Source organism: Plantibacter sp. VKM Ac-2876, assembly GCF_015350715.1.
Classification (GTDB): Bacteria; Actinomycetota; Actinomycetes; order Actinomycetales; family Microbacteriaceae; genus Plantibacter; species Plantibacter auratus.
In genome coordinates, this window is record NZ_JADKSI010000001.1 from 818,173 (window position 1) to 835,763 (window position 17,591).

The 17,591-nt window shown below is 68.9% G+C and carries 21 protein-coding genes; 8 read left to right on the top strand and 13 right to left on the bottom strand.

The features are described from left to right. Positions 1 to 17 precede the first annotated feature (17 nt). A complete protein-coding gene (locus ITJ62_RS03940; RefSeq protein WP_194599771.1) occupies positions 18 to 773 on the bottom strand; it encodes an SDR family oxidoreductase in 756 nt (251 codons plus the stop codon). A gap of 100 nt (positions 774 to 873) precedes the next feature. Between ITJ62_RS03940 and ITJ62_RS03945 the strand changes: the two genes are divergently transcribed. Next, positions 874 to 1,719, top strand: coding sequence for a helix-turn-helix transcriptional regulator (locus ITJ62_RS03945; protein WP_194599772.1), 846 nt, complete (start codon positions 874 to 876; stop codon positions 1,717 to 1,719). A gap of 21 nt (positions 1,720 to 1,740) precedes the next feature. Here ITJ62_RS03945 and ITJ62_RS03950 read toward each other — a convergent pair whose 3' ends face one another. Then, positions 1,741 to 2,157, bottom strand: coding sequence for a hypothetical protein (locus tag ITJ62_RS03950; protein ID WP_194599773.1), 417 nt, complete (start codon positions 2,155 to 2,157; stop codon positions 1,741 to 1,743). A gap of 105 nt (positions 2,158 to 2,262) precedes the next feature. Between ITJ62_RS03950 and ITJ62_RS03955 the strand changes: the two genes are divergently transcribed. Together ITJ62_RS03955 and ITJ62_RS03960 are read left to right on the top strand one after the other, a co-directional pair. Then, positions 2,263 to 2,832 (top strand): hypothetical protein, encoded by a 570-nt coding sequence (locus ITJ62_RS03955; RefSeq protein ID WP_194599774.1) that lies wholly within the window; start codon positions 2,263 to 2,265, stop codon positions 2,830 to 2,832. Positions 2,833 to 2,894: 62 nt separating this feature from the next. Next, positions 2,895 to 3,704: an isocitrate lyase/phosphoenolpyruvate mutase family protein gene (locus tag ITJ62_RS03960; protein WP_194599775.1), complete on the top strand. Its 810-nt coding sequence runs from the start codon at positions 2,895 to 2,897 to the stop codon at positions 3,702 to 3,704. Positions 3,705 to 3,717: 13 nt separating this feature from the next. On the opposite strand, the gene ITJ62_RS03965 is transcribed toward ITJ62_RS03960, so the two are convergent. The 4 genes from ITJ62_RS03965 to ITJ62_RS03980 all read right to left on the bottom strand — a co-directional run bounded on the left by ITJ62_RS03965 (position 3,718) and on the right by ITJ62_RS03980 (position 5,629). Then, positions 3,718 to 4,260, bottom strand: coding sequence for a hypothetical protein (locus tag ITJ62_RS03965; protein WP_194599776.1), 543 nt, complete (start codon positions 4,258 to 4,260; stop codon positions 3,718 to 3,720). Then, entirely contained in the window at positions 4,257 to 4,574 is a 318-nt protein-coding gene (locus ITJ62_RS03970) for an XRE family transcriptional regulator (RefSeq protein ID WP_194599777.1), read from the bottom strand. The genes ITJ62_RS03965 and ITJ62_RS03970 overlap by 4 nt, the downstream gene beginning before the upstream one ends. Then, positions 4,567 to 4,923, bottom strand: a complete 357-nt coding sequence (locus ITJ62_RS03975) for a type II toxin-antitoxin system RelE/ParE family toxin (RefSeq protein WP_194599778.1) — start codon at positions 4,921 to 4,923, stop codon at positions 4,567 to 4,569. Before ITJ62_RS03975 ends, ITJ62_RS03970 begins: the two co-directional genes overlap by 8 nt. 73 nt (positions 4,924 to 4,996) lie before the next feature. Then, on the bottom strand, positions 4,997 to 5,629 hold the full coding sequence (locus tag ITJ62_RS03980; protein ID WP_370581806.1) for a Type 1 glutamine amidotransferase-like domain-containing protein: 633 nt from the start codon (positions 5,627 to 5,629) through the stop codon (positions 4,997 to 4,999). A gap of 251 nt (positions 5,630 to 5,880) precedes the next feature. On the opposite strand from ITJ62_RS03980, the gene ITJ62_RS03985 reads away from it, so the two are divergent. The 3 genes from ITJ62_RS03985 to ITJ62_RS03995 all read left to right on the top strand — a co-directional run bounded on the left by ITJ62_RS03985 (position 5,881) and on the right by ITJ62_RS03995 (position 9,383). Then, positions 5,881 to 6,780, top strand: coding sequence for a pentapeptide repeat-containing protein (locus ITJ62_RS03985; protein WP_194599779.1), 900 nt, complete (start codon positions 5,881 to 5,883; stop codon positions 6,778 to 6,780). A 34-nt stretch (positions 6,781 to 6,814) separates the two neighbouring features. Then, positions 6,815 to 7,348, top strand: a complete 534-nt coding sequence (locus tag ITJ62_RS03990) for a hypothetical protein (RefSeq protein WP_194599780.1) — start codon at positions 6,815 to 6,817, stop codon at positions 7,346 to 7,348. Positions 7,349 to 7,481: 133 nt separating this feature from the next. Continuing rightward, on the top strand, positions 7,482 to 9,383 hold the full coding sequence (locus tag ITJ62_RS03995) for an FAD-binding monooxygenase (RefSeq protein WP_194599781.1): 1,902 nt from the start codon (positions 7,482 to 7,484) through the stop codon (positions 9,381 to 9,383). 3 nt (positions 9,384 to 9,386) lie between these two features. On the opposite strand, the gene ITJ62_RS04000 is transcribed toward ITJ62_RS03995, so the two are convergent. Next, on the bottom strand, positions 9,387 to 10,433 hold the full coding sequence (locus tag ITJ62_RS04000) for an NAD(P)-dependent alcohol dehydrogenase (RefSeq protein WP_194599782.1): 1,047 nt from the start codon (positions 10,431 to 10,433) through the stop codon (positions 9,387 to 9,389). 46 nt (positions 10,434 to 10,479) lie between these two features. Here ITJ62_RS04000 and ITJ62_RS04005 point away from each other — a divergent pair, with 46 nt between their 5' ends. Beyond that, positions 10,480 to 11,055 (top strand): TetR family transcriptional regulator, encoded by a 576-nt coding sequence (locus ITJ62_RS04005; protein ID WP_194599783.1) that lies wholly within the window; start codon positions 10,480 to 10,482, stop codon positions 11,053 to 11,055. On the opposite strand, the gene ITJ62_RS04010 is transcribed toward ITJ62_RS04005, so the two are convergent. From ITJ62_RS04010 to ITJ62_RS04030, 5 genes are all read right to left on the bottom strand, one after another. After that, positions 10,981 to 12,330 (bottom strand): acyltransferase, encoded by a 1,350-nt coding sequence (locus ITJ62_RS04010; protein WP_194599784.1) that lies wholly within the window; start codon positions 12,328 to 12,330, stop codon positions 10,981 to 10,983. The two genes, ITJ62_RS04005 and ITJ62_RS04010, sit on opposite strands and share 75 nt — an antisense overlap. Positions 12,331 to 12,448: 118 nt before the next feature. Further along, complete coding sequence (locus ITJ62_RS04015; protein ID WP_194599785.1) at positions 12,449 to 13,117, bottom strand: response regulator transcription factor; 669 nt, start codon at positions 13,115 to 13,117, stop codon at positions 12,449 to 12,451. Next, positions 13,114 to 14,352: a sensor histidine kinase gene (locus tag ITJ62_RS04020; protein WP_228497812.1), complete on the bottom strand. Its 1,239-nt coding sequence runs from the start codon at positions 14,350 to 14,352 to the stop codon at positions 13,114 to 13,116. Before ITJ62_RS04020 ends, ITJ62_RS04015 begins: the two co-directional genes overlap by 4 nt. 5 nt (positions 14,353 to 14,357) lie before the next feature. After that, positions 14,358 to 15,038, bottom strand: a complete 681-nt coding sequence (locus tag ITJ62_RS04025) for a DedA family protein (protein WP_194599787.1) — start codon at positions 15,036 to 15,038, stop codon at positions 14,358 to 14,360. A gap of 113 nt (positions 15,039 to 15,151) precedes the next feature. Continuing rightward, positions 15,152 to 16,471 carry an ammonium transporter gene (locus ITJ62_RS04030; protein ID WP_194599788.1) on the bottom strand — a complete coding sequence of 440 codons (1,320 nt, stop codon included), beginning with the start codon at positions 16,469 to 16,471 and terminating at the stop codon, positions 15,152 to 15,154. Between the two features lie 167 nt (positions 16,472 to 16,638). Here ITJ62_RS04030 and ITJ62_RS04035 point away from each other — a divergent pair, with 167 nt between their 5' ends. Beyond that, positions 16,639 to 17,175 (top strand): GrpB family protein, encoded by a 537-nt coding sequence (locus tag ITJ62_RS04035; RefSeq protein WP_194599789.1) that lies wholly within the window; start codon positions 16,639 to 16,641, stop codon positions 17,173 to 17,175. Between the two features lie 28 nt (positions 17,176 to 17,203). Here ITJ62_RS04035 and ITJ62_RS04040 read toward each other — a convergent pair whose 3' ends face one another. Then, positions 17,204 to 17,590 (bottom strand): hypothetical protein, encoded by a 387-nt coding sequence (locus tag ITJ62_RS04040; protein WP_194599790.1) that lies wholly within the window; start codon positions 17,588 to 17,590, stop codon positions 17,204 to 17,206. Position 17,591 lies beyond the last annotated feature (1 nt).

Consider the following 17,591-nt stretch of genomic DNA (forward strand, 5'->3'; position numbering starts at 1 on the left):
CGGGCGGATGAGCGCGCCTAGTGCGGGTCGAGGCGGTTGAGCATCGCGACCGTCTGGTCGTACTCGCCGCGGACCTCGGCGTAGCGCAGGAACTTGACGTTCTCGACCTGGATCTCCGTGGCGTCGGGCTGCGACTCGATGAGGCCCATGACCTCGTCGGCGAACGCGTCGAGTGGCATCGCGAAGTCGCTCTCCTCCTGGCCGGGCATGAGCGAGGTGCGGACGGCCGGCGGGACGAGCTCGACGACGCGGACGCCCGTGGCCGCCAGCTGGAGTCGGATCGACTCGCTCAGCATGTGGATGGCAGCCTTGCTCGCGTTGTAGGTCGGCGTCACCCGCAGCGGGGTGAAGGCGAGCCCGGACGAGACGGTCATGATCGTCGCGTCCGGCCGGCTGCGGAGCTGCTCGAGGAACGCGCCGATGAGCCGGATGGGCCCGAGGACGTTCGTCGTGATGATCTCCTCAGCGGTCGCGACGAAGTCGGAACCGGTCCAGTCCTCCCCGCGCATGACGCCGGCCATCGTGATGAGCACGTTCAGCTCCGGGTGCTCCGCGATGACCTGCTTCGCCGCGGCTTCGATGCTCGCAGGATCGGCTGTGTCGATCCGCACGGTGTGGAGACCGGGCTCGTCGGCGGCGATCGACTCGAGGAGTTCGGTGCGTCGCCCGCCGATGATGACGGTGTTGCCGGCTGCGTGGAGGCGTCGTGCGAGAGCGAGGCCGATGCCGCTCGTCGCGCCGGGGATGAAGACGGTGTTTCCGGTGATCTGCATGCATCGAGTCTCCGTCGGTGACGACGGCCGCACCAGGGTCCGGCGATCCATGGATCCGCGATCCCTGGATCGCCTGGCCGTGGAGGCGGATACTGGCGGGATGGATCGCCCAGCGCTCGCCGACTTCCTCCTCCGACACCGATCGACGTTGCAGCCCGCGGACGTCGGTCTGAGCAGCGGACCTCGGCGACGGACGGCGGGGCTCCGACGCGAGGAGGTCGCACAGCTCGCAGCGATGTCGACCGACTACTACGCGCGGCTCGAGCAGCAGCGGGGTCCGCAGCCGAGCACGCAGATGCTGGGTTCACTCGCGCGGGCGCTCCGGCTGAGTACCGAGGAACGCGACTACCTGTATCGGATCGCCGGGCACAACGCGCCGACCCGCCTCGCAGCGACCGACTACGTCGCGCCGGCGCTTCTGCGCGTCCTCGACCGGCTCACCGACGCGCCCGCGCTCATCCTCTCGGCGCTCGGCGAGACGCTCGTCCAGAACGATCCTGCCCGGGCGCTCTTCGGTGATGCGAGCCGCTACCGGGGCCTGGAGCGCAGCGCGATCTACCGCTGGTTCCTGCACCCGGAGGAGCGCGAGCGATACCCGGCCGAGGACCGGGACCGGCAGAGCCGAGCGCAGGTCGCGTCGCTCCGTGCGGCCTACGGCTCGCTGGGGGCGCAGTCGCCGGCGGGCGAGATCGTCGAGGCGCTCACCGGGCACAGTGAGGAGTTCCGGCGACTGTGGGCGACGCACGAGGTCGGGCGGCGGTTCGAGGACCACAAGGTGCTCATCCACCCCGAGATCGGCCCCATCGAGCTGGACTGCCAGGCGCTGTTCACCGAGGACCAATCGCAGGCGCTCCTCGTCCTCACGGCCGCACCGCACACCGAGGCCGCAGGCAAGCTCAAGCTCCTCGCCGTCCTCGGCACCCAGACCTTCGAGGGTGCGCGGTAGCGGAAGCGCCGGCCGAGCGGTTCAGGCCGTCGGTGCCGTCCGCAGCTTCCGACGGCGGACAGCCCCGCCGATCGCGACGCCGACGATCCCGACGATCACCGGGACGACCAGCCCGAGGACGACGACAGCGAGGAGCGCCAGGACGAAGCTCGGCATCAGCCCACCGCCGATGAGGTCGACCACGAGCAGCGGGATGAACGCCAGCAGCACGAGCCAGGCGAGCCCCGGCTGACGCGACACCGCGAGGATGCCGACCGCGAGCCAGACACCCGCACCCCAGAGCAGGAGCCCGAGGGTGAAGCGCCAGGAGTCGTACGCCTGGTACGGCAGGAGTTGCGGACCGGGTGCGGCCAGATCCGGATTGCCGATCACGACCAGCGAAGCGACCACGAGGCCGACGGCGGCGAGCACGAGGGCAAAGACACCGAAGACACGCACGGCTACCTCCTAGGGTGACGAATTCAATCAGGTGCGGCCCAGCCAACCACACCGAGGGGAGATGTCCCCATTCCCTGCCCGTCGCGCACCGCGTACGTTCGAGGGATGGACGACGACGGACGCACCGAGACCGGTGAGCAACCACACGCACCGGAGCAGGACAAGCTGCTGATCGAGTGGCTGGAGATCATGCACCCGCGCCTCGCACGATTCGAGGACTTCCTCACACCGCGCGAGGTCGTCACCGATTACTCGCGGGACTCGCTCGTCTCCCTCGAGCGGCTCATCCTCCACCGTTGGCCGGACCGCCACGCCTTCGCGCAGGAGCAGGACACCGATTTCAACGACGGTGCCACGCGATACATCGGCGAGACCTACCTGCGGATCGCCGGGGGCGGGTGGTTCGTGAACCACGATCCGAAGTTTTTGTACTCGGGTCGGCTCTGCATTCTGCTCGACGTCGAGATGCCCGTCCCGATCTCGCCGCTCAACCTGATCATCACGATGTTGAGCCGGCGCACCGGCAATGTCCTCACAAGGATCTGGGACGGGCAGACGAAGAACGTCACCGAGCGGCGTCTCACCGAACCGGGCTGGGAGCCGAAGCGCGAGCCGTTCCCCGGCGCGATCCCGATGTCCCGCTTGAGCTCAGCCCTCACGCCTTCCGTCCGCTGACCCCCTGGGTCTCAGCCACCCACGCGGTCGAACGGCCAGGCGAGATGTGCTGGACTTGTCTGATGACCACACCGCTCGAACGCGCGCTCGCCCTGCAGGCGATGCACGTACCCGGAGACCCGCTGATCCTGCCGAACGCCTGGGACGTCGCCTCCGCCCGCACCGTCCTCGCGTCCGGCGCCCGCGCCATCGCGACGACGAGTGCCGGGGTCGCCTGGTCGCTCGGGCACCGCGACGGGAACGAGCTGACTCGCGACGTCGCCCTCGATACCGTCCGACGGATCGCATCGTCGGTGCCCGTCCCGCTCACCGCGGACATCGAGGGCGGCTACGGAGAGACACCGGACGAGGTCGCCGGCACGATCGCCTCCTGCATCGACGCGGGCGCCTCCGGGGTGAACCTCGAGGACTCCCTCCGCCCGATCGCGGAACAGGAACGACGGATCGCGGCAGCACGGTCTGCCGCTGACGACGCCGGGATCCCCCTCTTCATCAACGCCCGGATCGACACGCATCGACTCGGCGACATCGGAGGCGACCGTTGGTTCGAGGAGACGGTGACGCGTGCCGCTGCATATGCACGGGCCGGCGCGAGCGGGATCTTCGTGCTCGGTGCCCTCCGAGCCGACACGATCGAGCGGCTCGCCGATGCGACCCTGCCGCTCAACGTCGCCTTCGGTCCGGGAACGCTGACGATCAGTGAGCTCGCGAGAGCCGGCGCGAGTCGTATCAGCGCGGGTTCGTCGATCGCGGAGGCCGCCTACAGCCTCGCGCAGCAGTGGGCGACGGCGATGCTCGAGACGCCCGATGCAGCTCCCCCATCACCGCCCACGCTCGGCTGGGCCGCACTGAACCAGCTCATCCGGGACTGAACTCCCGGCGGGGTCAGCGGGACACCGACCACACGTCGCGGATCGCTTCGAGCTGTCGGTCGATCGTGAAGCCGGAGACGTCCAGGACGACGTCGACCTCCGGTGACGACGCAAGCAGGTCGTGCAACAGATCGAACTCGGCGTCCGTCAGATACGCGGGGCGCGTCGCGGCACGTGCTCGCGCTTCCTCCACCGGGAGTGCGAGCTGGACCACGAGGCAGTCGGGGAGTTCGGCACGGTAGGTCGCGAGCGCGTCAGCCGGCACGACATCCGCGATGACCACGTCGAAGCCGGCGGCAGCGAGATTGCGGGCGAGCGCCGCCGCGTTCCGGACCGCGAGCAGGTGCTGTGCTCGCCCCTCCGGACCGCTCCAGAGCGTCGCGTCACCGGCCACGATCAACTGCCGAACGTCATCCGCATCGATGAACGCCGCTCGTTCACGCTCTTCGGCCAGGCGCCTGCCGCAGGTCGACTTCCCGACCGCAGGACCACCCGAGAGCACCAATGGACGCATACTCATCTGCTCGATGCGATCACGGGCCTGCGAGAAGGTCAACTCGCAAGGGTGACGCTGCGATCCCCGAAGTCGGCGACAACCCGGACCTGACCACCCAACGCGGCGACGTACTTCCTGATGGTGTCGAGTTCGAACGACTCAAGCTGCCCGTGTTCGATGGCCGACACACGACGCTGCGATACGCCCATCGTCTTACTGAGCTCCGTCTGCGTCAGATCAGCTTCCTTCCGCAGCGTGACCAGTTGATAAGCGAGGATTTCTGACTCGGCGGCATGGCGAGCGGCGGCGACGCGCTCCGGATCTCGGCCCAACTTCGCGCGCGCGCTCCCCCAACTCACTGGCTTCTCACTCATCGTCATCACCCTTCTGCCATTCACGAAATCGCTGTTCTGCGGTCTTGATCGCTGGCGGATACCAGCCTCTCCAGTCGCCGCGCTTGTCACCCATCACCAAGAGAATCCCACGACTCTTCGGATCGAACACGAAGAGGATCCGAATCGAATCCGCGCGAAGCTCCTTCATGTTGTGGATCGTGCTGCCCTTGATCCGATCCACGATGGGACGCCCCAGCGACGGGCCATATTCGGACAGCATGTCGATACGAGCGATGATCTGATCGCAGAGATCAGGATCGGACTCGGCCAAAGCAAGGATCTGCGCCTCCACGTCAGGCCAAAGTCGAATGTCCCAGGTGTTCTCCACCACCTCATTTTAGAATGCTTGAGTTCTCAGGGCAACCCGATCAAGCATGCCGATCCGACGCCGCGCGATACCCTCACGGGCTGGACGGGATCACCGTCGCTGTCGCGCCGTCGATCAGCAGGGCCTGATCGTCGCGGAGCGGGACCAGCGGATAGTCGTCGGCGTACCGCTCGACCGTCCGGCTGATGAGCTCCGGCGGGTACGGAGGCAACTGGCCGTCGGCGTGCGGGATCACCGTTCGGTCGACCAGCGCGAGGCCGGCGAAGCCGGTGAGCGTCGGGCCGTCTGCAGGGTCGTCCAGGAGTGAAGCGGGGGTGGCGTCCGGTCCGGCGATGATCGATCCAGCGCTGGAACCGATGTACGGCAGGCCCGCCTGCACGTGCCTGGTGATCACCGTGTCGTTCCCGGAGCTCCGCAACGCCTCGAGCAGGGCGAAGGTGCTCCCGCTTGCGACATACACTCCATCGAGGTCCGCCAGCATGCGGTCGAGGTCTGCAGGGGCGATGTCGCGGACGGTGATCCGCACGACCTCGTGTCCGAGGGCCTCCACCGACTCGCGTTCGGCGCGGACGAAGGGCGCCTCGGCGAACGCCACCTGCGCGTCGTCGATGTACCCGAGTCGCAGCCGACGACCCGCCGCATCGATCGACTCGGCAAGGAAGGGGACCATGGCACCCGGTTGACGGGAGAGCAGGAGGATCTTCACGGCATTACCGTAAGAGAGGCCCCTGACATGATCGGCACGACGCAGACGCACCTAGAGCAGCTTCGGACCTGCGCGATACCCTGAGGGCAGTGAACCGTTCTTTCGCTCTGTGACCCAGAGGCCTTTCAGCGACACCCGTTCGCTCCTCCCACGAGGGGCGGTGATTTCGTGCGCCCGGAACGGGAGCTCCCTGCGGAGTTCCCCTGCACCCCGGCCCCCACTCGAAACCACTCCGGAAAGAACACCCACGCATGACGTCCATCGACGCTTCCTCCACCCCGTCCGACGACCGCTCGGCTCTTCGCGCGAACTGCGCTGACTGCTTCGCGCTCTGCTGCACCGCCTTCGGGTTCCAACGATCGACCGACTTCCCGATCGACAAACCGGCAGGCACGCCCTGCCTCAATCTCGCAGACGACTTCTCTTGCACCATCCATGAATCCCTGCGCCCGCGAGGGTTCCGCGGATGCACCGTCTTCGACTGCTTCGGCGCGGGCCAACTCGTCTCGCAGGAGCTCTTCGGCGGCACGAGCTGGCGGGAACGCCCCGAGACGAGCGCCGAGATGTTCGCCACGTTCTCCGTGGTGCGCCAACTGCAGGAGATGCGCTGGTACCTCGTCGAAGCCGCCGAGCGGACGGCCGCGTCAGACCTGGTGGTGCACATCGGCCGACTCCGCACCGGGATCCAGCGGATCCTCGACAGCGGCACCTCCCAGATCCTCGCCTGCGACGTCGAGTCCCTCCGCGCTGACATCCGAAGTGTGCTGATCGACGTCAGCGAGGAGGCGCGGGGCGGGTACCTGGCCGGCGCCGACACCGCGCCGGACGACGACCTCCACTCCTCGGCGGACCTCGCCGGACGCGACCTGCGCGCCCGTCGACTGTGCGGAGCCGATCTACGCGGGGCGATCCTGATCGGCGCGGACCTCCGCGGAGCGGACCTGGCAGGCGTGGACCTGCTCGGTGCCGATCTCCGCGGCGCACGACTCGACGGGGCCGACCTCTCGGACGCCCTGTTCCTCACCCAGATGCAGCTCGACGCGGCACGAGGTGACGAGGCGGCGCTTCTGCCGACCGCGCTCGACCGACCGGGGCACTGGACGACGGCGAGTCGAGCTTCTTCCCCGACAGATGGGGAGTTGTCCCCGTAGGCCTCGGGCGGCAGTCCCCGATACCGTCGATGACATGATCCGCATGCACCGCACCCTCGCCCTGACCGCCCTCGTCGCAGCGACCGCCGGGATCGCGCTGACCGGGTGCTCGAGCCCGCAGCAGGCACCCGACGACGCCCTGGCACTCGGCACAGGTGTGGCCGTCGAGGTCGGGACGGGCGTCGAGATGTCGTTCGCCATCGACGACGTCCGGGAGGGGAAGCTCAGCGACCTCGCCGAGATGGGCGTGCAGTCGACGCCGTCGGACGAGGGGAAGACCCCGTACTTCGTCACCTACTCGGTCACGCTGACGGACGGCGACATCAAGGACGCCGACCGCTCCGCACTCCCCGTGCCGACGACGGACGAATGGAAGCTCAGCGGCACGGGCACCTACCAGCCCATCAAGGTCCTGGGGCAGTTCGACTGCACTCCGGACGGCAACGCGACGGCCGGGGTGTCCCCCGACGCCCCGCTCGTCGCCTGCCAGGCCTTCCTCGGCGACAAGGACGCCCTGCCGACGGCCGTCGAGGTCAAGGACCTCGGCACCTGGGCGACGAAGGACTGAGCTCCCGCGACTCGCGCTGCACCTGCACCGGCGAACGGTCTTCCACCGTGCGCCGGTGCAGGGTAGTGTCTGCCGTGCGATAAGCGAACAGCGTGTTCCATTATCGAATTCTTGACGATGAAGTGAGGAATCGATGCAGTTCCACCACCACGGCTATGTCTCCGGTGATCCGCGGGTCCTGCCCGCAGCAGGTGTCGGGGTCGATCGGCCCGACGACCTCCCGGACGAGATGGACGTGCTCATCGTCGGCAGCGGGCCGGCCGGCATGATCGCGGCCGCCCAGCTGTCCCGCTTCGCGACCATCACCACCCGTATCGTCGAGCGCCGACCGGGACGCCTCGCGATCGGTCAGGCGGACGGCATCCAGGCCCGCAGTGTCGAGACCTTCGACGCCTTCGGCTTCGCCGAGCGCATCACCGCCGAGGCGTATCGCATCACCGAGATGGCGTTCTGGCAGCCCGACGCCGAGGACCCGGGCCGGATCGTCCGCGGCGCCCGGCCACTCGACGACACCACGGGCGTCAGCGAGTACCCGCACCTCATCGTGAACCAGGCCCGCGTGCTCGACTACTTCGCCGAGTACATGGCGAACGCCCCGACCCGGATGCGCCCCGACTACGGGTGGGCGTTCCAGGGACTCGAGATCGACGACGACGCGGAGTACCCCGTCGCGGTCACGCTGCTCGACACGAGTGACGAGCCCTCAGGAGAGACCAGGACCGTCCGCGCGAAGTACGTCATCGGAGCCGACGGCGCCCGGAGTGCCGTCCGCCAGGCGATCGGCTGCACCTTGGCCGGTGACCAGGCGAACCACGCATGGGGCGTCATGGACGCCCTCGCCGTCACCGACTTCCCCGACATCCGCACGAAGTGCGCCATCCAGTCGGGTTCCGGCGGCAGCATCCTGCTCATCCCCCGCGAGGGTGGACACCTCTTCCGCATGTACGTCGATCTCGGCGAGGTGCCGTCGGGCGGAAGCGAAGCCGTGCGGTCGACCTCGATCGAGCAGATCATCGACCACGCGAACACCATCCTGAGTCCCTATCGGCTCGACGTGAAGCACGTCGCCTGGCACAGCGTCTACGAGGTCGGCCATCGCCTGACGGACCGCTTCGACGACGTCCCGATCGACGAACTCGGCTCGCGCACGCCGCGCGTCTTCATCACCGGTGACGCCTGCCACACCCACAGCGCGAAGGCCGGGCAGGGGATGAACGTGTCGATGCAGGACGGCTTCAACCTGGCGTGGAAGCTCGGCCACGTGCTCGAGGGCCGGAGCCCCGAGAGCCTGCTGGCGACGTATTCGGCCGAGCGTCAGGTCGTCGCCCGGGAGCTCATCGACTTCGACCGCGAGTGGTCGAGCCTCATGGCCAAGCGGCCGGAGGAGTTCGAGGACCCCTCCGAGCTCGCCGACTTCTACGTGCGGACGGCGGAGTTCCCGGCCGGCTTCATGACGGAGTACAGCCCGTCGGCGATCGTCGGCGAGGCGACCCACCAGCACCTCGCGAGCGGCTTCCCGATCGGCAAGCGGTTCAAGTCCGCCCTCACCTCGCGCGTCGCGGACGCCAACCACATCCATCTCGGACACCACGCAACGGCTGACGGGCGCTGGCGGATCTACGTCTTCGCGGATGCCGCTTCGCCGGCATCGGGCCGATCGGCGGAGCTCGCGGCCTGGCTGCAGGACGCACCGGAGTCACCGCTCCGCGTGGTGCCCGACGGCGTGCGGGCCGACGACTGGTTCGACGTGAAGATCGTCTACCAGCAACGCCACACCGACATCGACCTCGGCACCGTTCCGCCGGTGTTCCTGCCGCGCGTCGGCCCGTTCGACCTCGTCGACTACGAGAAGGTCTACGCCCGCCATCCCGACGTCGACATCTTCGCCGAGCGCGGCATCGACCGAGCGGGTGCCGTCGTCGTCGTGCGTCCGGACCAGTACGTCGCCCACGTGCTCCCACTCACGGCCACCGCGGAGCTCGCGGCGTTCTTCGACGGCGCGATGGGACGGCAGGCGACGACCGCGAACGCCTGATCGTCAGGCGAGCTCGGCGTCGATGTCGGCGAGGTCCAGCACGAAGCGGTAGCGGACGTCGTTGCGGGCCAGCCGATCGAGCGCGACGTCCACGTCCGCAGCCGAGACCACCTCGACGTCCGCCGTCACGCCGTGGGTGCCGCAGAAGTCGAGGAGGTCCTGCGTCCACCGGCGACCACCGCTCCCGGCCGACGTGAGACGCTTCCGGCCGAGGAGCAGGTCCATGGTCTGGATGTCGATCGGGCCGAGGTAACCGAGCGAGCAGAGCGTCCCGTCGAGGTCGAGGACGCGGAGATACGGCGCGAGATCGTGTTCCACCGAGACCGTGTCGATGACGAGGTCGAGGCTGCCGGCCGCCGCAGCCATGGCGTCGGCATCGGTCGAGACCACCACTCGGGACGCCCCGAGCCGCAGCGCGTCGGTCGCCTTGCCCTCGGACGTGGTGAAGACGGTGACCTCGGCACCGAGCGCATGACCGAGCCGGACGGCGAGATGACCGAGACCGCCGAGGCCGACGACGCCGAGTCGCGTCCCCTCCCCGACGCCGTTGGTGCGGAGTGGCTCCCAGACGGTGATGCCCGCACACATCAGGGGTGCGACACCGGCCGGGTCGAGGGAGGTCGGGCGGTGGTAGACGAAGCTGTCGCGCACGACGTAGCGCCCGGAGTACCCGCCGAGCGTCGTGCTGCCGTCGACGCGGTCGCGGCCGGCATACGTGAGCGTCGGGAACTCGACGCAGAAGTTCTCCTGGTCGCGCAGACACATCGTGCAGGTTCCGCACGAGTCCACGATGTTGCCAACGGCGACGGCGTCGCCGGGCGCGAAGGACGTCACGTCCGAGCCGACGGCGACGACTTCGCCGACGAACTCGTGACCGGGCACGAGTCCCGCCTCCGGGCCCGCGGAGGCGAGCGCGTGCAGGTCGCTGTGACAGACGCCGCAGTGCGTGACGCGGACATCGACGTCGTCCGGTCGGAGCTCGCGGCGTTCGATGACGGTCTGCTGGAGCGACCGAGGGGCGGCCGTGGACATGAGGGCGGTTGTGCGCATGCGGTCGATACTACCTACTAGTTGGTAGTATCGATACACTCGATCGATGAACACCGCAGAACAGACTCGTCAGCGCATCCTCGACGCCGCGACCGAGGAGTTCGCCACGCACGGCATCGCCGGTGCGCGGGTGGACAGGATCGCCCAGCGCTCAGGCATGAGCAAGCCGATGATCTACGCCTATTACGGCGCCAAGGACCAGCTGTTCGACGCCGTCTTCGACGCGCATGTCATCGGCAACGGCGATCGCGTGCCGTTCACGGCGGCCGAGCTCCCCGAGTACGCGGCCCGGCTGTACGACGACTACCTCGCCGATCCCGCGCTCGCCCGCCTCGTCATGTGGAAGCGGCTCGAGCGCGAGAGCACCGGGTACCTCTACAGCGGCCTCGAGGACCACGACCTCCGCCACCTCCAAGACATCGAGGCCGAGCAACGAGCCGGGTCGATCCGCGCCGACCTCGACCCGACCGACGTGTGGGCACTGCTCATCTCGACCGCGGCGACGTGGGCCCAGGCGTCCATGACGGTCGTCGCCACGTCCGCCGACTCACCCGAGGTGCACCAGCGCCGGCGCGCGGCACTGGCTGCGACGATCCGCGACGGTCTCTGCGCTCAGGAGTAGCGCGGCGAGGATCAACACCACGGCGAGTGCCGCGCTGAGCACCGTCGTACCGATCACGAGGAGCGCCGCGATCGCGCCCAGCCCCAGTAGGACGGCGATCGCGAGTCGCCGTCGTGCACCGGTCGCGACCGGAGGCGGAACCGCCTCGACACGGGCGAACACCATCGCGACCAGTGCGGTCAGTGTCAGTGCCACCGCCAGCCAGAGGGGCCGTCCGAACCACCACCCGAGGCTGTCCGGCGCGGGGAGGGCGATGCCGGTCAGAAGCGCGAACACGGCGGACGCACCGGCCATGGCGAGGAGTACCGGCATGTGCCAGAGGTAGATCGTCATGGCGCGACGGGTGACGAAGTCGGTCACGAACGCGACCCGGCGACGCGCGCTCAGCCGAGTGAGTCGTTCGCGGACGAGCGACAGCAGTGCCGTGTGGGCGACGCCGACGAGGAGCAGCGCCGCGGTGGGCGGGTTGATGTTCGCGATGAGGTCGCTGGAGTAGACGCCGGCCCACCAGGTGAGCACGAGGACGACGACCGCCCCGAGACCGGCGAGCGCCCGGACACGCCTGCTGAGCGCGCCGATCGAGCCGTCCGCCAGGAAGAACCCGAGTTGCTGGAGCGCGGTCCAGACGAGGACGAGGTTGATGAATCCGAGGGCGTCGACACCGGTGGTCGCACGCAGGACGTCGACCAGCACGGCCGCGGTGGCGAGCGACACGATCGACCGGAGCGGTGCGCGCTCGTGGGCGGCGGCGAGCGCAGGCAGCAGTGCCTGGCAGAGCAGGAAGACGCCGAGGAACCAGAGTGGCTGGCCGAACCGGAAGCCGGCCATGGCGACGAGGTCGGCGGGGACACCGGCCACGGTCAGCATCGTGAGGGCAGCACCCACACAGCTGATGGTGACGATCGCGGGGAGCAACAGGCGATGGAGCCGCGCGGCGACGAACGCCGAGGCCGGCGCACCGTTCGACCGGTGGCGTCGATACGCGAGCAGGCCGGCGAACCCGCCGATGACGAAGAACAGCGGCATGACCTGCAGGATCCAGCTGAGCGGGGCGATCCAGGCGGTGCCGTCACTCGCGTTCTCGAACACGGGACCGGCGGAGGTCACCGTCACGCCGACCATCATCGCGTGCAGGACGACGACCCCGACGATGCAGCAGGCACGCACGAGGTCGATGCCGCGGTCGCGTTCGCCCCGGGTGCGATCGGGCCCGGTGCGGACCGGTCTGGCGCGATCGGTTCTGGCGTCGATCGGTGCTGCGTGGGTGATGGCCATGACGGTCCTCCTCGGTGATGTCCGAGGAGGTTACGAACGCGGCACCCGAGGGCACATCACCCGGCGGGGTCGTCGCGCCCCGTACCCAGGGGTGAGGCGCCGACGTGCGGAGTCCGAGTCAGGACGGGGCGACGATTCCGGTGTCGTAGGCGAAGATGACGGCCTGCACGCGGTCGCGCGCCCCGACCTTGGCGAGGACCTTGCCGACATGGGTCTTCACGGTTTGTTCCGCGATGAACAGGGTCGCGGCGATCTCGCTGTTCGACCGCCCATGGCCGATGAGGACGAGCACCTCGCGCTCGCGCTCGGTGAGCTCCGCCAGGCGCGCGGCGCCATGCGAAGCACGGGGCTTCTGTGCGGCGAACTGCGCGATCATCCGCCGGGTGACGCTCGGGGCCAGCAGTGCGTCACCGGCCGCCACCACCCGCACGGCGTGCACGAGGTCCTCGGGCAGCGCGTCCTTGAGGAGGAAGCCGCTCGCCCCGGCCTGCAGGGCGTCGTAGACGTAGTCGTCGATGTCGAAGGTGGTGAGCATGATGATGCGAGGGACCTTCGCCGCCGGGTAGCCCGGGCCGAGGATGCGCTTCGCCGCCTCGATACCGTCGAGCTCGGGCATGCGGACGTCCATGAGGATGACGTCGGGGTCGAGCCGCGCCGACAGCGTGACCGCTTCGGCTCCGTTCGCGGCCTGCCCCGTCACCCGGATCCCGTCGTGGGCGTCGAGGAGCGCGGCGAACCCGGCTCGGACCATGGCCTGGTCGTCGGCGATGAGGACGTCGATGGTCATTGGCGGTCCTTCGTCGAGCTGGATCGGGGGCGGGATGGCGTCGAGGTCGGCTCGCCGGTGGGCAATACGGCCGTCACGAGCCAACCGCCGACACCGTCGGGGCCGGCGTCGAGGGTGCCGTCGAGGAGGGCGGCGCGTTCGAGCATGCCGCGGAGGCCGTGTCCGGCGCCGTGCTCCCCGGGGCTCTGCGCAGGGCCGTTGTGGATACGCAGCTGCACCGCGGTCGCGTCGACCCGGACGTCGACGACGATGGGCGCGCCCGGTGCGTGTCGGACGGCGTTGCTCATCGCCTCCTGCACGATGCGGAACGCCGCGATCTGCACGGTCGGCGGGACGGGCAGGGCGCCCTCGTCGCCGCGGTCCATCGAGAGGGTGATGTCGGCACCCACGCGGCGCAGGCCGTCGGCGAGCGCAGGGAGGTCGTCCAGGCCCTGTTGCGGAGCGAGTTCTGCGACCTGGTCCTCGGTGCGCAGGACGCCGAGCAGACGCCGCATCTCGACGAGCGAGCCCCGAGCGGTGGCGGCGATGTCGTCGAACTCCGCCGCGGCGTCCTCGGCGAGGCCGGGCACGCGGTACTTCGCCGTCGAGGCCTGCACCTGGATCACGGCCATGCTGTGCGCGACCACGTCGTGGAGCTCGCGGGCGATCCGGGTGCGCTCCTCGACGAGCACGCGCCGGGACTGCTCGGCGGCGGAGATCTCACGCTCCCGGGTCAGCTCCTCACCCACCCGGACGCGTCCCGAGACGAGCAGCGCCACGAGGTACGCCACCCCCGCGACGGAGGACGCGACGATGAGGTCCGCGGCCATGGCGGTCGCGTCGGCGGCGGTCGGAACGACGAGTGCCGCGACGAGCGAGCCCGCGATGCCGACGAGCAACGGGATGAGTCCCAGCAGCCAGCCGTGAAGGAAGGTGACGACGCCGACGAACACGGCGAAGGCGATGAGCGCGGGCACCGACCACGGCCACGGCCAGACCGGGTCGTGGTCGGGCGAGGCGACCAGCGGGAGCACGAAGGCCGCAGCGGAGAACAGCACGATCGCGACGCGTGGGAGCACGACGGACAGGAGCGGCGCGCCGCAGACCGCGGCTCCGAGGAGGAACGACGCCGGGAGCACGGTGCCGTAGAGGAGGCTCTGGATCGGAACGAGGACGCTCAGCAGGACGACGCCGACGCCCGCGAGGACGAAGAGTCCGACGGTGCGGCGGGAGGTGCCGCGCGCCGTCCGATCCATGAGGGTCATTGTCCCATCAGCGCCAGGGCCGGCGGGTGCTCCTCGGCGTCTGATCCCGCCGGCGTCCCGTCGCCGGCCGCATCGGACCGCTCACGGCGACGACGACGGATGGCTGCGACCCGGTCGACGACCAGACCGAGGACGAGCGCGACGCCCACACCGAGCACGGAGCTGAGGAACGGCTGGTCCTCGAAGAGCTTGCCGGCGACGACGCCGATGATCGCGCTGTAGGCGGCCCAGGTCGCTCCCCCGATGGCACTGAGCGGCAGGAACCGTCGCCACGGGTATCGGAGGGCACCGGCGGACATGTTGACCACGACGCGGCCGACCGGGATGTACCGCGCCCCGAGGATCAGCGGGGCGCCGCGACGCCCGAGCGTGCGCCCAGCCCGGTCGAAGGCCGCCGCGATCCGGGGACGCCGCATCCACGCGAAGCGGGTCGTGCCGACCCCGCGGCCGATGAGGTAGGCGATGTTGTCGCCGATCGCCGCACCCACGGCCGCGACGGCGCAGAGGAGCAGGAGGTTCGATCCGCCGGTCGAGACCGCGACGGCCGCTGCGGCGACGAGTACCGTCTCGCTCGGGATCGGCGGGAAGAACCCGTCGATGACGGCGGTCGCGAACATCACCGCGTACAGCCACGGTGAGGTCACTGCGTTGAGGATGAGCTCGTTGATGACGTCCATGCTCCGACGCTACGAAGCGGACGGCGCCGCAGCATCACCCTGGGGTATCGCGGACCCCCTACCCCGGTGGTGTTCTGCGGCGCCGCCGGTGCCGGTCCTCGCCGGTGCCGGTCCTAGTCGACGACGGCCGGGACCTTCGGTTCGGCGTGCCCACGCGGGGCGAGCGCTTCGTGCGTGCTGATCTCGTAGGCGTTCTCGGCGTGGAGGACGACGTCGAGGCCCTGCGCCTCCGTCTCGGCCGAGACTCGGATGCCCATCGTCTTGTCGAGCACCTTCGCGAGCACCCAGGTGATGGAGAAGGTGTAGACGAAGACGGCGACGATCGCGAGCGCCTGCTTGCCCAGGAGCAGGAAGCCGCCACCCGCGAGGAGCCCCTCTCCACCACTCGGCGCGAGCGGCACCGCGAGGACGCCGATGAGGAGGCCACCGACGACGCCACCGACGAAGTGCAGCGCGGTGACGTCGAGGGCGTCGTCGAAACCGAGGCGGACCTTGAGGCTGACCGCGAAGTAGCAGACGACCGCCGCAGCGGCACCGATCGCGAGCGAGCCGAGCGGGGTGACCGCACCGCAGGACGGCGTGATGGCGACGAGTGCGGCGATCGCGCCCGAGCAGGCACCGAGGGTGGTGGGGTGACCGTCGCGCAGCTTCTCGACGACGAGCCAGACGATGACGCCCGCGCAGGTCGCGGCGACGGTGTTGAAGACGGCGACGGCGGCGTTGTTGTCGGCGGCACCGAGGGCGCTGCCGTCGAAGCCGATCCAGCCGACGAAGAGCAGGCCGGCGCCGAGGATCGTGAGCGGGAGGCTGTGCGCCTTCGGCTGCGACGGGAAGCCGTTGCGCTTGCCGAGGACGATGGCGAGGGCGAGGGCGGCGACCCCGGAGTTGACGTGGATCGCGGTGCTGCCGGCGTAGTCGATCGAGCCGATCGTGTTGGCGAGCCACCCGCCCTGCACGCTGCCGTCAGCGGAGTCGAAGGCGAAGACCCAGTGCGCGACCGGGAAGTAGACGAGCGTCGACCAGACACCGGCGAAGACCATCCACGCGCTGAACTTCATCCGACCGGCGGCCGCTCCGGCGACGATCCCGATCGTGAGACCGGCGAACATCAGGTGGAGTGCGGCGAGCGCCAGCGGCGGGAGCGCGCTTCCCTCGGGGGCGACGAGCAACTGACCGAGGCCCGGGTACTCGGTGGGGTCGCCGACGAGTCCGAGGCCACCGAGGCTGTCGCCGAAGACCATCGAGTAGCCGAACGCGACCCAGAGGATCCCGACGAGGCAGAACGACGCGAAGATCATCATCATCATGTTCATGGTGACGCGACGGCTGACCATGCCGCCATAGAACATCGCCAGGCCGGGCAGCATCAGCGCCACGGCCACCACCGCCGTCAGGAGCCATGCCGTGTTGCCCGCGATTGCAGCCGTGTCCATCCGGACCTCCAGGGTTCGCGCGGGATCCGAAACGGACGACCGCATTTTCAATAGGTCATCCAATTGTCGTGACGACCGGTTTCAATGCAGTATCGAATCCGTTTCGTGTTCGTTACGGGATCGCGTGTCGAGTCCGGTCGGCGTTTACCCCTCGGCAGACTTGAAAGATGGGCGACGTCGACGTTGAGTGGTTCGATCAGCCGATCGAGGAAGCGGTCGAGATCCACGACGCATCCGACGATTGGGCCGACATCGGCAGACACTGGGAAGACCTGCTCAAGGACTCGCTCCACCCCCTCCCAGCCCGCGTCGATCACGTCGGTTCGACCGCGGTCCCCGGGCTTGCCGCCAAACCGGTCATCGACATGCAGATCCAAGTGCCGGACATCGCAGATGAACCCTCCTACCTACCCGCCCTGGAAGAACTGGGGATGGTTCTCCGCGCTCGCGGTGCGAACTTCCGCTTCCTGCGACCGCCCGCGGGACGCCCACGGAATGTGCACATCCACGTCTGCGGAATGGGCTCGGTCTGGGCCGAGGAACACCTCGCCTTCCGAGACGCTCTTCGAGGGAATCCTGGCCTGGCACGCGAGTACGAGCGGATCAAACGAGGATTGGCAGCGACCGTTTCGGAACGTGCCGACTACAACCGCGGCAAGGAGTCGTTCATCCGAGAGGTCGTCGCGAGGCACACATCTCCCTGACCCGACAATCGAGACAAGGAGATGTACGTCACAGAGGCCAGTCGTCGGAGTACCGGAACGGAACGGCGACGACCTGTGCGTCGTCCTCATAGGTGAGACGGCCCGGCGTCATCGTTCGGAGCTCGACCCAGGGGATGTCGTATCGATCGAGGAGTGCGAGATAGCCACCGGTGAGCGTGAGGAGATCGATCGCCGTCTCCTTGAACCACGATCGTGCGCCAGGGTGTTCGTAACTACCCGGTGAGGCAACGGACGGGTTCGCGTATGCGGCATTCAGCCGGTCGTTGTTCTGACGCCACCATGCGGTGTCCTCTTCAGACAACCGCGCGGTCGCGTGCAGCCCGTTCGCCATGGCGAACACACCGGGGAACCGGCCGTTTCGATTCGGAACGGCACTCTGGAAGCGAACGAACATT

Excerpts from the sequence above, each read along its gene's own strand:
- ITJ62_RS03940 (WP_194599771.1), bottom strand. The coding sequence starts at position 773 with ATGCAGATCACCGGAAACACCGTCTTCATCCCCGGCGCGACGAGCGGC.
- ITJ62_RS03945 (WP_194599772.1), top strand. The coding sequence starts at position 874 with ATGGATCGCCCAGCGCTCGCCGACTTCCTCCTCCGACACCGATCGACG.
- ITJ62_RS03955 (WP_194599774.1), top strand. The coding sequence starts at position 2,263 with ATGGACGACGACGGACGCACCGAGACCGGTGAGCAACCACACGCACCG.
- ITJ62_RS03960 (WP_194599775.1), top strand. The coding sequence starts at position 2,895 with ATGACCACACCGCTCGAACGCGCGCTCGCCCTGCAGGCGATGCACGTA.
- ITJ62_RS03970 (WP_194599777.1), bottom strand. The coding sequence starts at position 4,574 with ATGAGTGAGAAGCCAGTGAGTTGGGGGAGCGCGCGCGCGAAGTTGGGC.
- ITJ62_RS03985 (WP_194599779.1), top strand. The coding sequence starts at position 5,881 with ATGACGTCCATCGACGCTTCCTCCACCCCGTCCGACGACCGCTCGGCT.
- ITJ62_RS03990 (WP_194599780.1), top strand. The coding sequence starts at position 6,815 with ATGATCCGCATGCACCGCACCCTCGCCCTGACCGCCCTCGTCGCAGCG.
- ITJ62_RS03995 (WP_194599781.1), top strand. The coding sequence starts at position 7,482 with ATGCAGTTCCACCACCACGGCTATGTCTCCGGTGATCCGCGGGTCCTG.
- ITJ62_RS04000 (WP_194599782.1), bottom strand. The coding sequence starts at position 10,433 with ATGCGCACAACCGCCCTCATGTCCACGGCCGCCCCTCGGTCGCTCCAG.
- ITJ62_RS04005 (WP_194599783.1), top strand. The coding sequence starts at position 10,480 with ATGAACACCGCAGAACAGACTCGTCAGCGCATCCTCGACGCCGCGACC.
- ITJ62_RS04010 (WP_194599784.1), bottom strand. The coding sequence starts at position 12,330 with ATGGCCATCACCCACGCAGCACCGATCGACGCCAGAACCGATCGCGCC.
- ITJ62_RS04015 (WP_194599785.1), bottom strand. The coding sequence starts at position 13,117 with ATGACCATCGACGTCCTCATCGCCGACGACCAGGCCATGGTCCGAGCC.
- ITJ62_RS04020 (WP_228497812.1), bottom strand. The coding sequence starts at position 14,352 with ATGGATCGGACGGCGCGCGGCACCTCCCGCCGCACCGTCGGACTCTTC.
- ITJ62_RS04025 (WP_194599787.1), bottom strand. The coding sequence starts at position 15,038 with ATGGACGTCATCAACGAGCTCATCCTCAACGCAGTGACCTCACCGTGG.
- ITJ62_RS04030 (WP_194599788.1), bottom strand. The coding sequence starts at position 16,471 with ATGGACACGGCTGCAATCGCGGGCAACACGGCATGGCTCCTGACGGCG.
- ITJ62_RS04035 (WP_194599789.1), top strand. The coding sequence starts at position 16,639 with ATGGGCGACGTCGACGTTGAGTGGTTCGATCAGCCGATCGAGGAAGCG.
- ITJ62_RS04040 (WP_194599790.1), bottom strand. The coding sequence starts at position 17,590 with ATGTTCGTTCGCTTCCAGAGTGCCGTTCCGAATCGAAACGGCCGGTTC.